This window comes from Bacillus cereus group sp. RP43 (assembly GCF_040459645.1).
In the GTDB taxonomy this organism is placed as follows: Bacteria; Bacillota; Bacilli; order Bacillales; family Bacillaceae_G; genus Bacillus_A; species Bacillus_A mycoides_C.
Map to the genome: position 1 here is coordinate 4,683,908 of NZ_JARVHQ010000001.1, position 13,591 is coordinate 4,697,498.

A 13,591-nucleotide genomic window follows, 5' to 3' on the forward strand; every position below is an offset into this window, starting at 1 on the left:
TTACAAAAAAATCGTACAAGCATACTTACTCGCACGATTCAAAAATCAAACTATTTTCTTATTTTCTCGTATGACACCATTCATATATAAAAGCAGTAATTACTTTTGTAAATTCAATTAACTGCTCAACTTCAACTTTCTCATTTATTGAATGAGCTTCTTCTAATGTACCTGGTCCGTAAATAACAGCTGGAATGTTAAACTCACTAAACCATCCGCCATCAGTTACTGTAGCAGACATATCTAAAGTTGCGACTTTCTGTAATATAGATTCATGTGCAGAACTTAGTTTCTGAATAGCCGGATGACTACTATCTACTTCTAAAGAAGGAAAAATCTCACCTCGATCAACAATCATTGATTCTCCGCCCCACTTAAATTGTGGTGGGTTCTCACTTAACCATGGATCTGCTGCTGCCACTTTTCCTAAATACGTTTCTATTTCTTCTATTATTTGTTCATGCGTTTCATTTGGATAAAAGTGAACCGTAATCCATACTCGGCATTCATCTGCAATAAATGCCGCATGACGTCCTCCTTCAATAACAGCTGGATTAATTGTTGTTGTTCCAGATGGATAGCCTTCATATGTTTTCATGACCGCCCAATGACGCTCTAACTCCTGTAAGCTTTGAACAATTTTCATCATTTTCTCAATAGCACTCGCTCCAAACAAACGTCCTCCAGCATGAATCATTTGTCTACGTGTTGCATCATGAAATGTTTGCGGGCTTTTCACTGTAATCCATCCAGTAATTACGCCGCCCTGCCCTTGCATATGTAAATTACTTGTATCAACCACTACTGCAAAATCAGCATCATAACCACGCTTACAACATTGAAGTGTTCCTGCTTCTCCCACTTCTTCTCCAATTACCGATTGGAACATTAAGTCACCTGGCAATTCAATTCCCGCTTCTTCTAAAAGCTGAATTGCAAATAAGGCTCCAGCTAGTCCACCTTTCATATCTGCCGCGCCTCTCCCAACTAACCAACCATCTTTTATAAACGGCTCAAACGGATTTGTTTCCCATGCCTCATCTACCGATACTTCAGCTACATCCATATGGCCATTAATAATAAGACTTTTATGCAACTCACTTTTCGTCCCTTTTTTTACACCAACAACATTCGGATCATTTGGATATACATCCCATTTATCAATACTAAAATTTCGTTTTTTTAGAAACTCCGCAACAAATTCCTGTGCCTCATTTGTATTTCTTGCTGGTGGTGCTGGTGTTTCAAAACGAATTAAAGTTTTTGTAAGTTCTAGTAGCTCCTCTTTTCGTAAATCAATCTGTTTTAATAGCTGTGAAACTTCTTGATTCATTGCTAATTCCCCTTTGCATACGTAGTATGTTTCCAGCTTTATTTTCACAAAAAAAGAGACTGTTTACAATCTTACAGTCTCTAAATTAATCACTATTATAAAGTGAAACTATAATCAGTGGGGGAGGTCATCCCCCACTGATTATTAGCCTTCACCGATCGGGCGTTTACGGGCAGTTTATCTCCCACCTAACTTCTTTGCTCCAGCCGAATTTTGAAGTGGGAGTTTTACTGTCCGTTAATGCGGGGTAAACTTTCTAATTCAGTTGTATTTGTCTTTTCAATATGTTCTACGTTGCTTCGCTTATTTCTGGTAGCACGATAAAACAGTAAACAAACAATCATAAATGGAATACCACAATACAATGCCATTCTTTGTTCCGGAATGAAAGCCATGCCAACAATTACTGCTAAATTTAATACTAACGCAAGAAGTGGAACAAATGGATACAATGGTGTTTTAAATTTTAAGTCCTTAATATCCCCGCCTTGCTTCAAATATGTCCTTCTAGCCAATAAATTGGAAAGAGCTATAGATGCCCAAACTAATATTGCTCCGAACCCTGCAATTGAAAGAAGCCATAAATAAACTGTATCTTCCGCATAAATACCTGATAGTAATGAGAGACACCCTACAAACGTACTTACAATCAATGCATAAATAGGAACACCGTTTTTAGATAATTTACCAAAAATCGGGCTAATCATTCCTTGATTAGACATCGACCATAGCATACGGGAAGTTGCATATAATCCTGAATTCGCAACTGATAGTACCGCTGTAATAATAACGAAATTTATAATATCAGCCGCATAAGGAATACCAATTTTATCAAATACAACTACGAATGGACTTTCTATCACGCCTGCTTGCTGCCAAGGAAATAGTCCCGCAAGAATAAAAATAGATAGTACAAAGAAAATAAGTATGCGCCAAACTGTATTATTAATTGCCTTCGGGATAGTTTTCTCTGGATTTTCACTCTCACCAGCTGCAATACCAACTAGTTCTGTTCCTTGGAAGGAAAAATTAACTGCAATCATCGTAATTAAAATGGCTGATAATCCATTTGGGAACAATCCACCATAATCAGTAAAGCTAGAAAACATCGGCGCTGGTTCATTTCCTTTCATATCTAGAAAACCAAACATTGCCGCCCCGCCCAAAATAATAAATGCAATGATTGTAATTACTTTAATACTTGCAAACCAGAATTCAACTTCCGCAAAACTTCTTGAAGATAACGCATTAATAGCAAAGAGCAACACTGCAAACACTACACACCAAATCCATGACGGTACATCAGGAAACCATCGTTTCATCAAAATACTAACTGCAATTAATTCAATACCTATCGTAGCAGACCAGTTTAGCCACGACATCCATCCCACTACATAACCCGCTGCAGGGGAAATGTGCTTTGTAGCATATGTTTGATAAGATCCTGCATCAGGCATCGCAACCGCTAACTCTCCAAGGCAGAGCATCGTTAAATACATAACAAACCCACCGACAAGATACGCTACAATTGCTCCTCCAGGTCCAGCTTCATGAATTGTATAACCCGATCCTAAAAAAAGCCCAGTACCAATAACTCCTCCGAGTGCAATCATAAATATGTGCCGACTTTTCAATTCCCTTTTTAATCCTTGGTTTTGATCCATCATATAAATCCCCCCTTTTCACTTTGCAAACCCATTTAATGTAAGCGTTTTTAAAATTCTTCATAGTAAAAATAATTATTTAAAATAGCAAAAATACATATTACTTATATTAATCACTACCTGTTATTAAAAGGTCATCCCTCACTGTTATTAATAGTTTTTGATCAGCGATAGCTTGTCCTTCTACCACTTCTAATGATTCGATATAACCACTGATTCCCACTTTAATTTCCACTTGCTGCTTATCTATTGTTTCAATTAACGCTAATTTTTCCCACTCATATACGTAAGAACTTTCAGTAACAAATAATTTCTCTACTTTCCCGTAACAAGGACTATACACGCCTTCTATAACCGTCTTCACTTTATAAATTCCTCCTCTTAATTAATTTGCACTGAAATGTCACATACCCTATGAAAAGTTCTAATTCACCCACTCCTTCCATTTAAAGATTTCAATTATTATTTATGCAAGATACGTACCAACCTCAATATCTATATAAAAATTAAGATTTCGTACAAAAAAATCTACATAACCGCAAAATTTTTCTATCGTTTAAAAAGTTTTAAAAGAAAATAGCAAAAAAATTTTGCGATTTTATGAGAATTTTAATAAAATTATAAAAAGTCAGTCTTCATAGGGTGAAACGAGGAGAAGATGATACATGCATACAGAAGAAATTAATTTTAAACAAATTATTGAAATGAATGCGCTATATGAAGCTTTACTCAATGAACTCGATATCGGGATTCATATTATTAATGAGGAAAGTAAAACGATTATCTATAACCGTAAAATGATGGAAATTGAATCAATGGACCGCTTAGATGTGCTATATAAAAGTCCTTTAGAGGTATTTGCATTTGAAGAAAATAAAAATAGTACTCTTATAGAGGCATTAAAATTTGGAAAAACAAAAAAAAATATAAAACAAACGTATTTTAACAATAAAGGGCAAGAAATTACGACGATTAATGATACTTTCCCTATAATAGAAAATGGAAAAATTAAAGGCGCTATTGAAATTTCAAAAGAGATTAGTCATTTAAAGCAAACAATGAAAACAAACCTTTCTCGCAAACAAAATACTAAGTTTACCTTTGATCACATAATTGGTGATTCTAAAGCGATTCAATCTGTCATTACAGAAGCAAGAAGGGTAATACGTACGCCCTCCTCCATACTTATCATCGGAGAAACAGGGACTGGTAAAGAGCTATTTGCGCAAAGCATCCATAATGAAAGCCAGCGCTCAACAAAACCATTTATTTCGCAAAACTGTGCCGCTATACCAGAAACCTTAATGGAAAGTTTACTATTTGGTACAAATCGAGGTGCTTTTACAGGAGCAATAGATAAACCTGGTTTATTTGAAGAAGCAAACGGTGGGACCTTGTTATTAGATGAGATCAACTCATTAAGTCCAACACTTCAAGCTAAATTGCTGCGGGCTATACAAGAAAAAACAATACGAAGAATTGGAGGCACACAAGAAAAAGAAATTGATGTTCGTATTATAGCAACTATTAATGAAGATCCTCTTGAAGCCATAGCACACAATCGATTAAGACAAGACTTATATTACCGATTAAGCGTTGTTACTTTATGTCTTCCACCTTTACGGGAACGAAAAGAAGATATTGCATATCTTGTTCAACACTTTATTGAAAAATACAATATCCAATTTGATCTTAGCGTAAAAGATGTAGATTTAAACGTAAATAACTTCTTCTATAAATACGAGTGGCCTGGTAATGTGAGAGAACTAGAACATATAATTGAAGGATCCATGAACTTAATAGAAAATGAAGATATCATTACAGCGTTCCATATGCCAACGCACTTTCGCGAACTAGCAAAAAAGGAACTCAATATGCAGACTCCGCTAACTAGTCATAATACTGATACGCCACAAACTTTAAAACATATAATCGAAGAAATGGAAAAGAAATATATCCATCAAATTCTTAAAGAAAATAAAGGTAATATCTCACAAGCCGCAAAATTTTTAGGATTGAGCAGACAAAACTTACAATATCGAATTAAAAAATTGCATTTACACATATGAAATGAATCTTTCTCCAAGTGCAATTTTTTTTGGAAGAATATGTTACAATATACATGTAACATGCTAGAAAGGGGCTATATATATGAGTAGTGATAAAAAATTAAATTTATTAAAATACTTATACCTTCTCCCCGCCGTTCTATGTATGATGTTATTCATTAATGCTGATATGAATAGCTTTCCTCATGCAAAGCTCTTAGGCACAATTAGCGGCTCCTTTGCAGCTATTATGCTTGCTGCTTTTTGGAATTTAAAGCTACGTATAAAAAGAGAAAAATCTTCTTAAACGAACAAAGTTAATTATCATATTCAAACACGAGACGTTTACAGATCTCGTGTTTTTTTATATTCCCTCCATCTCAAGATTTTGAAATTTAATTTAAAATTGATTATATACAGAATAAATGCTCTTTGACAAAACCGACAATTTTCGACATTTTGTATTCATTATATTTGTTATCATGTAAGTTCTAAATCTGACATTTCAATATCTAGGAGGACTAATTTGTGTATAAAAAAATTTTACTTACATTAGCATGTAGTTCATTAATTTTCGGGTTAGCGGCTTGCGGATCAAATGAACAAACAAATAATAGTGTGCAAACAAAAGAAAAAGAACAAGCTCCACAAGATACGACAAAAGAAAAACAAAAAGAATCAAAAACAGAATCCGCTAAGGGAACTCGTTCTAATCCAATTAACTTTAATGAAACTGCTACTGTTAATGATGTTATCTTCAATAGTGAAGACGGCAAATTTGAAAAATTCAAGACTAAAGTTGAATTATCTATTTTAGAAGTAATTCGTGGCGATCAAGCCCTTGAAATATTAAAAAAGGAAAATCAATTTAACGAAGCTGCTCCAGAAGGAAAAGAATGGGTTCTAGTGAAAATCAAAGGTAAAGTTACTGATGCTGAAACACAAGATCACGAATATGATTTATTCGGATCGAATTTCAAGCTTGTTTCAAATGATGGACATGTTTACAATAATGACCAGTACGCTGTAACACCAAATGAACTACATCAAAAACTTTATAAAGGCGCTGAAGGGGAAGGTTACATCTCTCAATTGGTTAACACTGGTGACGATTTTAAAATTCAATTCGAAACTCATGAAAGTAAAAAAGTTTTCTTTAACTCTAAATAAAATATATTCTAAAAGGTGGTTACTATGAAAAGAACAGCAGAGTTTGTATTAGGATTAATCGGTGGTATATTCGGGATTTTATGTGCATTCATCGCTTTATTTATCGGAGGTGTAGGAGCAGCAGTTGAAGCTGACGGAGCTAATCAAATTATTGGATTAGGCTGGGCTGCTGTAGCTCTTTCAATATTGGGGATTGTTGGATGTGTTATGGTTAAGAGCAAAGCTAAAGTAGGTGGCATTATGATGACTATCGCTGCCATTGGTGGATTTATTTGTATTTCTATTGTTTACTTATTACCAGGTGTTTTATTATTAATCGGAGGATTAATGGGGATTTTCCGAAAAGATAAGACTACTGCATCAGCATAAAAGAAGAAGCACTCAAATGAGTGCTTTGTTCTTATCCATATCTTTTCTAAAACTCAACATTCTCCAAATACAATCCACTCGCCTCAGCAAGGCAATTAATTTGATTTCTCTGCTTATCCTCTAAAATTTGCGGAATTGCTTCTGCATCTAATTGCCCTAATCCAACTTCAATTAATGCTCCAACAATTTTTCGCACCATGTTATGAAGGAATCCATTACCACTTATTCTAATTTGTACAAATCCTGATTCTTCGGAAACCTCAAGCGTATATACTTCTCGGACCATAGACTTTTTCTTAGACTTCGCATTCGAAAAAGCAGTAAAGTCATGAGAACCAACTAAATGTTTCGCAGCTTCTTTCATGCTTTTCACATTTAATTGTTTATTAACGTGCATGCTATATTTACGCATAAATGGGTGCGTATGCTCTTCATTCCAAATTTTATATAAATATGTTTTCGCCTTAGAATTGTAACGAGCATGAAAGCGGTCTGAAACTTCTTCTACACTCGTAATACTAATATCATTTGGTAAATATTGATTTAAATATTTTTTCACTTTATGTTCTACTAACTTCTCATCACTTTTAAAGTTAGCTACTTGATTTAAAGCGTGTACACCAGCATCCGTTCTACTACAGCCGACAATCTCAATTTCTTTCCCGACCATTTCAGATATTATGCTTTCGATTTTTCCTTGAATCGTATTGTCATTGTTACCAAGACGTTGCCACCCTTTATATCGTGCACCGTCATACTGAATTGTTAATTTATAATTGTTCATTGTATTCTCCTTGCCTTTAATAGGCTAAAAATATAATCCCTCATACAGCTTTGCCATATGAGGGAACTATAACATATTGTTACTTCATTCCAAAAGGAATACAGTAATCTATTTACTAGTTTCTATTCGTACGAATCCAAGTATCTCCTAAATAAGTTCGAATCTTTAACCACCCAAATGACGTTGTAGATTCTTCAACTACAAATACCGTTTGTGGTGTAAAACTTCCAATCGCTCTACCTAAAGGTTGATCAAATGCTGTAAAGACATTTGGTACATAGTAATAAGACCCTTGTGGTGCAATCCATTTTTCTCCAACATCAGCCTTGATTTTCTTCCAACCATTTTCTCCTTGTTGAAGTACTCTTACAGATTGAGCTGAAAATTTCACACCGTGATGCATGTACTTAGGTTCATTGTATCCATAAAAATCACGATTAATATGTTCCACGTGTGGATAACGAACAATCCACTTTGCTCCTAAATACGTATTAATTAAAGACCAACCGTTTTCTTTTGTCTGCAAAATATTAACTGTTTGTGGAGCGAACCAAACATCTGGGTTTTTAGCTTCCGGGCTACTGTATGCTGCGAAATTCTGCTGCATTATTTGCGGCATTCCATTTACACTTGTCCACTTCTGCCCCAAATATGTATCAATTAGAATCTCACCTCTCAGTGTACCATCACGTGCAATAACAGTTTGAGGACCAAATACGTGCTTCGCACTGTCCATATTAATCCAATCAAAAGCTTCAAAAGTCCGATTAATTTCTACTTGAGCACCCTCAGGAGCAATAAATCCTCCACTAAACCTCCACCATCCACTAGGATGTCGATTTGTAACATAAACTCTTTCTCCTGGCTGAAGTTCTTTTTTCACAGGTGAATTAAAACTGCGGCTTTCATACACTTTTAATGTTTTTGTTGTTTCATACGATTCCGCATACGCAGAAGTTGCGAATAAAGAAACGATTCCAAAAACAAATAATGCCAACCATTTTTTCATAAATCTTCTCCCTTTTAGCTTATTTTCTATAGCAAAATCGCTATAATACATACATATTGTAATTTATTAAAGCGTAGTGGTCTATACAATCTTAATACTGTATATTTTTACAAACTCATTTCGAATTTAGAAAGAAAAACTCATATACTCTCTACAGAAAATATGTATATTGATTATGTAACGTGATAAGTAATTACCTTGAATCTAGCTGCTAATATAACAAAAAATGTTGATGCAGTTAACTACATCAACATTTTTACTCCTTCTTATTTCAACTTTAATCTAACTACATTCTCCACATGAGCTGTATGTGGGAACATATCAACTGGTTGTACATATTCCACTTCATAACTCTTCATTAATGCGTTCACATCACGTGCTAACGATGATGGGTTACAAGATACGTAAACAACTTGTTTCGGTTTCACTTTTAAAATCGTTTCAAGTAATTTATCATCGCAACCTGTACGCGGTGGATCGACAACAATGACATCTGGACGCCATCCTTCTTTTACCCACTTTGGTAACCATTGTTCCGCTTTACCAGCTTCATACTTTGTATTTGTGAATCCGTGGCGTTTTGCATTTTTCTTTGCGTCTTCGATCGCTTCTGGAATTACATCCATACCACGTACTTCTGCTGCATCATTCGCAAGCCAAAGTCCAATGGTACCGACACCGCAATATGCATCCACAATCTTCTCGTTTCCTGTTAAAGCAGCTGCTTTTTTCGCTTCATCGTATAAAACAACCGTTTGTTCTGGATTTAGTTGGAAGAATGCGCGTGCTGATAACTCAAATGATAAATCACCTAGTGTTTCTTGAATTACTTCTTTTCCAGCTAATTTAAATGTTTTATCACCGAAAATAACAGATGTTTTACGCCAGTTTACGTTTTGCATAATTGATTTAACACTTGGCATCTGTTTTTGTACTTCTGCGATAAATTGATCTTTATTTGGTAATTCTTCTTTTGTTGTAATAAGTGTGACTTGTACTTCCCCTGTTTGAACTGCAGTACGTGTCACAATTGTACGTACTAAACCTTTTTGTTTTTTCTCATTGTAAATAGAAACATTTAACTTTTCTAATATACGTCTTACAACTTTTGTCGCTTCATTCGTTGCTTTATGTTGAATTATGCAATGAGAAATATCAATTAACTGATGTGAGTTTTGCTTATATAACCCTGTAATAACCTTTTCGTCTTTACGCCCCACTTGCAATTGACTTTTATTACGATAATGCCATGGATTTTCCATACCAAGCGTCGGGCGAATTTTCTCTTCTAGATTGTCATTCATATACTTCTCGAATGCTTGTACAACGATATCACGCTTTTGATTTAATTGTTCTTTATAATCTAAGTGCTGCAATTGACAGCCACCACACTCCTCATATACTGAACATGGTGCTTTCACACGATGTGGTGATGATTTACGAACTTTTTTCACTTTCGCTTCAGCGAAGCCACGCTGAATTTTCGTTGCTTCAGCAACAACTTCTTCTCCTGGTAATGCCCCTGGAATGAAAACAACTTGTCTCTTAAAATAACCAACGCCTTCTCCGTTAATCCCAAGACGTTTAATTGTCACAGGAAACGTTTGACCAACTTCCAACTTACTCTCTTGTTGCTTTTGTATCATTATTACACCTCTACTCTATACTTTTCCATAAATATAACGCTGCATAACTGCAATATGGTTCACACTCTTGTTTCACTTTTTCTAAAAATGCATCATCAGGCTTATTATCTAATTGAAATATACCTTGAAGTGCACGCCTAATCCCGATATCTGCTTCCGGGAACATGTTTTTCCGGCCAAGCCCAAACATTAAAAAGTTTTGCACTGTCCATGCTCCAATACCCCTTATTGGTAACAATTGTGCCGATACTTCTTCTTCTGTTTCGTTTTCTATCCTTGCTAAATCTAATTTACCGCCTGCAATATGTTTTGCTAATCCTACTATATATTCGGCTTTTCGCTGACTAAACTTCTGCTCTCTCAATTCCTCTATTGAAATATTCGCTACTCTTTCTGGTGTTGGGAAAAAGAAAACGCCGTTCTTCTCTGTCCCATATCGTTTTACAAATTGATCGGTTAGCACCGTAGCAAATTTCAAATTTATTTGTTGATGAATAATACAACGAAGAAGACAAGCGAAATAATCAAATTCTAATATAATTGGAGTATAAGCATATGCTTCAAACAGTGGACGTAATGATGTGTTTAAAAAATGATCTTGTATATTTTGAAACGGTTCATTCCAGTGAAAAATGGACCTCATTCGTTTCATTACTTTCTCTTGATCTCCTGCCTGACTAGAAATCCAAAACTGTGGATTTTGAACAGTACCAATCCCTTGCAAACGAACAACAATTTGTTCTTCGTCTATAAAAAGCGGAACATAAATTACTTTCTCGTCTAATTGAATGACGTTTAACGGGTCGAAAGATAAACGTTTTAGCACTTCTTCAAAATGGTACGGATATTCTAACGTAACATGTTCGCTCCACATACGTTTCCCCATCCTTTTTACACATCATTATAGCATGAGAAAACCGCAAGCATACATGCTTACGGTTGATTGCTTTTTACTAAATCATCTAGGCTTTTAAAATGATACCCTTTCTCGCGCAAATCATCAATGATTTTCGCAAGTGCTTCTGCATTATCTTTTGATATTGCATGAAGTAACAAAACAGATCCTGGATGAATCATAGTCATTACATTATTATGAGCGTATTGCCATCCTCTTTGCTGATCTACTTTCCAATCAAGAAATGCAAGCGACCAAAACACGTTATAATATCCCATTTCTTTCGTAAGAGCTAATGTTCTTTCGCTAAATACACCTCGCGGAGGGCGTACATATTTCACTTCTTTTTGCCCTGTTACTTTTTTAATCTCTTCCGTTACGCTCGTTAATTCTTCACGAAGTTTTGCATCATTTACTGTTGTAAAATCTGGATGACTCCAAGAATGATTACCAATAATATGTCCTTCATTTTTCATTCTTAATAATAAATCTTTTTGTGTTTTTATATAATGTCCCGTCACAAAGAAAGTTGCTGGTACTTTTTTCTCCTTTAATACATCTAAAATCTTTCCTGTATATCCATTTTCGTATCCATTATCAAATGTTAAATAAATATCTTTTTTCTTCGTATCTCCTAAATAAAACCCACCATTTTTTTGTAGTAATTCTGTATATAGTTTCCCTGCATCTGGCACCGTTTCATTTTTAGGACGTGGGATTCCCCAGTTATGTGGTGTATTCGTATAAGCAAATGTTGAAACTGGAACAAGTGCCATCATAATTGAAAAAATGAGACCTATATATAACCATTTATATTTCATAAATAGTCTCCTTTCCATATATAATCGTACCTGTAGTTTCTGTTTCCCTGCTTTCTTTCATGCTGAACATGTTTTTCTATATGTACCAAAAAATGCACCTCGAATAATTCGAGATGCATTTCTCTTTACTTAAATACAGGTTCTTTAAAGCTCGCCAATTTTTCAAGTGATGTTTTATCAACATCAGCATGTAGACTTTTACCATGAGAATCCATCGTTACAACAGCTTTAAAACCATCGATACGTAAATGCCACATTGCCTCTGGGATACCGAATTGTAAGAAATCAACATCTTTCACTTCTTTAATACATTCAGCATAATATTGTGCTGCACCACCAATTGCATTTAAGTACACACCACCGTGTTCTTCTAAAGCAGCTAATGTTTTAGCACCCATACCACCTTTACCAATTACAGCACGAATACCGAACTTTTTCATAATATCGCCTTGATATGGCTCTTCACGAATACTTGTCGTTGGACCTGCCGCTTTAATTTGCCAATTATCATTTTCATCTTTCACTACAACTGGACCACAATGATAAATAATTTGTCCATTTAAATCTACTGGACAATCGTTATCCATTAAATGTTTATGAATCGCATCACGTCCTGTATACATCATGCCGTTAATTGTAACAACATCACCAACACGAAGTTCACGAATTTGCTCTTCTGTAATTGGAGCTTGTAATACGATTTCACGCTGCTCTGTTTGTTCTTGCGCAGCATCTTGCTGAAGTGTATCTTCACCTTCTTGGTATAACCAATTCATAATTTCACCTGTTTCAGGATGAATTGTTACGCCAAGACGACGATATGCCCAACAATTATACGCAACAGATACGTAGAAGCTCGCTGGCAAACGATTATATACTCCGATTTTACAACCTAATAAAGTTGTTTCTCCGCCAAATCCCATCGTACCGATGCCAAGCTTATTCGCATTCTCTAATACATACTCTTCAAGCTTGTGTAATTCTGGAACTGGATTTACATCATCTAATGTACGGAATAATTGATTTTTTGCTAATTCGTAACCTGATGTGCGGTCTCCCCCGATACCGACGCCGATTACCCCTGCGCTACACCCTTGGCCTTGCGCTTGATATACTGCATGAAGAAGGCATTTACGAATTCCTTCTAAATCACGCCCAGCTCGTCCAAGTCCTTCTATTTCACAAGGCAAGCTATATTGAATATTTTTATTCTCACAACCGCCGCCTTTTAAAATTAAACGTGCATCAATGTAATCTTTTTCCCATTGTTCAAACTTAATAACAGGTGTACCTGGTCCTAAATTGTTTCCGCTATTGTCTCCAAAAAGAGAATCAACAGAGTTTGGACGAAGTTTACCATCTTTTGTCGCCCGCTCAAGCGCACTATAGATAGCTTCCTTCACTTTTAATTGATTCACACCAACTGGTGTATAAATTTTAAACGTTGGCATCCCTGTATCTTGGCAAATCGGCGAAATATTATCATCTGCCATTTTAATGTTATTCGTAATTGTGCCAAGTGCCATCGCTGAACGAGTCCCTGCGTTTTCTCGCTCTTTCGCTTGTTGAATCGCACGACGAACATCTTTCGGTAAGTTCGTTGACGTTTCAACAACTAGTTGATACATGCTTTCTTGAAGCTTTTCCATTGTACTTCCCCCTCAATTGTGAACGCTACCAAAACGTTATGAGATGAAAATTCCATTGTTATGCTCTTCAGCTTTTTATTTATTTCATGCTATTAAAGTATAAATGAAATTTTTCACAACTTGATTATACCTTTTTTTCTATATTCCTTCTATTATCCGTACAGAAAAAGGCTACCAATTTTGTATTGGCAGCCTTTTTAATA

At 35.4% G+C, this 13,591-nt stretch carries 13 protein-coding genes; 4 read left to right on the forward strand and 9 right to left on the reverse strand.

From position 1 onward, the window contains the following. Positions 1–58 precede the first annotated feature (58 nt). The 3 genes from QCI75_RS24370 to QCI75_RS24380 form a co-directional block, all read right to left on the reverse strand. Entirely contained in the window at positions 59–1,333 is a 1,275-nt protein-coding gene (locus tag QCI75_RS24370; RefSeq protein WP_144505833.1) for an acetylornithine deacetylase, read from the reverse strand. Between the two features lie 227 nt (positions 1,334–1,560). Further along, complete coding sequence (locus QCI75_RS24375; protein ID WP_144505832.1) at positions 1,561–3,000, reverse strand: amino acid permease; 1,440 nt, start codon at positions 2,998–3,000, stop codon at positions 1,561–1,563. Positions 3,001–3,106: 106 nt separating this feature from the next. Beyond that, positions 3,107–3,361, reverse strand: a complete 255-nt coding sequence (locus QCI75_RS24380; protein WP_002010281.1) for a biotin/lipoyl attachment domain-containing protein — start codon at positions 3,359–3,361, stop codon at positions 3,107–3,109. A gap of 301 nt (positions 3,362–3,662) precedes the next feature. Here QCI75_RS24380 and QCI75_RS24385 point away from each other — a divergent pair, with 301 nt between their 5' ends. The 4 genes from QCI75_RS24385 (at position 3,663) to QCI75_RS24400 (ending at position 6,584) form a co-directional block, all read left to right on the forward strand. Next, positions 3,663–5,066 (forward strand): sigma-54 interaction domain-containing protein, encoded by a 1,404-nt coding sequence (locus QCI75_RS24385; protein WP_144505831.1) that lies wholly within the window; start codon positions 3,663–3,665, stop codon positions 5,064–5,066. Positions 5,067–5,148: 82 nt separating this feature from the next. Then, complete coding sequence (locus tag QCI75_RS24390) at positions 5,149–5,352, forward strand: hypothetical protein (protein ID WP_353761326.1); 204 nt, start codon at positions 5,149–5,151, stop codon at positions 5,350–5,352. Positions 5,353–5,573: 221 nt separating this feature from the next. Beyond that, positions 5,574–6,215, forward strand: coding sequence for a hypothetical protein (locus QCI75_RS24395; protein WP_144505829.1), 642 nt, complete (start codon positions 5,574–5,576; stop codon positions 6,213–6,215). Positions 6,216–6,239: 24 nt separating this feature from the next. Next, complete coding sequence (locus tag QCI75_RS24400) at positions 6,240–6,584, forward strand: DUF4064 domain-containing protein (protein WP_002010275.1); 345 nt, start codon at positions 6,240–6,242, stop codon at positions 6,582–6,584. A gap of 46 nt (positions 6,585–6,630) precedes the next feature. Here the strand turns inward: QCI75_RS24400 and truA are convergent, their stop codons facing one another. The 6 genes from truA to fumA all read right to left on the reverse strand — a co-directional run bounded on the left by truA (position 6,631) and on the right by fumA (position 13,388). Next, positions 6,631–7,368, reverse strand: coding sequence for a tRNA pseudouridine(38-40) synthase TruA (gene truA / locus QCI75_RS24405; RefSeq protein WP_144505828.1), 738 nt, complete (start codon positions 7,366–7,368; stop codon positions 6,631–6,633). 115 nt (positions 7,369–7,483) lie between these two features. Then, positions 7,484–8,377 carry an S-layer protein gene (locus QCI75_RS24410; protein ID WP_353761328.1) on the reverse strand — a complete coding sequence of 298 codons (894 nt, stop codon included), beginning with the start codon at positions 8,375–8,377 and terminating at the stop codon, positions 7,484–7,486. A gap of 266 nt (positions 8,378–8,643) precedes the next feature. After that, a complete protein-coding gene (gene rlmD, locus QCI75_RS24415; protein ID WP_144505826.1) occupies positions 8,644–10,023 on the reverse strand; it encodes a 23S rRNA (uracil(1939)-C(5))-methyltransferase RlmD in 1,380 nt (459 codons plus the stop codon). A 10-nt stretch (positions 10,024–10,033) separates the two neighbouring features. Then, positions 10,034–10,897, reverse strand: coding sequence for a DNA-3-methyladenine glycosylase family protein (locus QCI75_RS24420; protein WP_144505825.1), 864 nt, complete (start codon positions 10,895–10,897; stop codon positions 10,034–10,036). Positions 10,898–10,956: 59 nt separating this feature from the next. Further along, entirely contained in the window at positions 10,957–11,739 is a 783-nt protein-coding gene (pdaA, locus tag QCI75_RS24425) for a delta-lactam-biosynthetic de-N-acetylase (RefSeq protein ID WP_016093405.1), read from the reverse strand. Positions 11,740–11,864: 125 nt separating this feature from the next. Further along, positions 11,865–13,388, reverse strand: a complete 1,524-nt coding sequence (gene fumA, locus QCI75_RS24430) for a class I fumarate hydratase (RefSeq protein WP_199675024.1) — start codon at positions 13,386–13,388, stop codon at positions 11,865–11,867. Positions 13,389–13,591: the final 203 nt, after the last annotated feature.

Bases quoted from the DNA above. Each gene is read 5' to 3' on its own strand.
- QCI75_RS24410 (WP_353761328.1), bottom strand. From the start codon at position 8,377: ATGAAAAAATGGTTGGCATTATTTGTTTTTGGAATCGTTTCTTTATTC.
- QCI75_RS24420 (WP_144505825.1), bottom strand. From the start codon at position 10,897: ATGTGGAGCGAACATGTTACGTTAGAATATCCGTACCATTTTGAAGAA.
- QCI75_RS24370 (WP_144505833.1), bottom strand. From the start codon at position 1,333: ATGAATCAAGAAGTTTCACAGCTATTAAAACAGATTGATTTACGAAAA.
- truA (WP_144505828.1), bottom strand. From the start codon at position 7,368: ATGAACAATTATAAATTAACAATTCAGTATGACGGTGCACGATATAAA.
- rlmD (WP_144505826.1), bottom strand. From the start codon at position 10,023: ATGATACAAAAGCAACAAGAGAGTAAGTTGGAAGTTGGTCAAACGTTT.
- QCI75_RS24375 (WP_144505832.1), bottom strand. From the start codon at position 3,000: ATGATGGATCAAAACCAAGGATTAAAAAGGGAATTGAAAAGTCGGCAC.
- QCI75_RS24400 (WP_002010275.1), top strand. From the start codon at position 6,240: ATGAAAAGAACAGCAGAGTTTGTATTAGGATTAATCGGTGGTATATTC.
- QCI75_RS24390 (WP_353761326.1), top strand. From the start codon at position 5,149: ATGAGTAGTGATAAAAAATTAAATTTATTAAAATACTTATACCTTCTC.
- QCI75_RS24385 (WP_144505831.1), top strand. From the start codon at position 3,663: ATGCATACAGAAGAAATTAATTTTAAACAAATTATTGAAATGAATGCG.
- pdaA (WP_016093405.1), bottom strand. From the start codon at position 11,739: ATGAAATATAAATGGTTATATATAGGTCTCATTTTTTCAATTATGATG.
- fumA (WP_199675024.1), bottom strand. From the start codon at position 13,388: ATGGAAAAGCTTCAAGAAAGCATGTATCAACTAGTTGTTGAAACGTCA.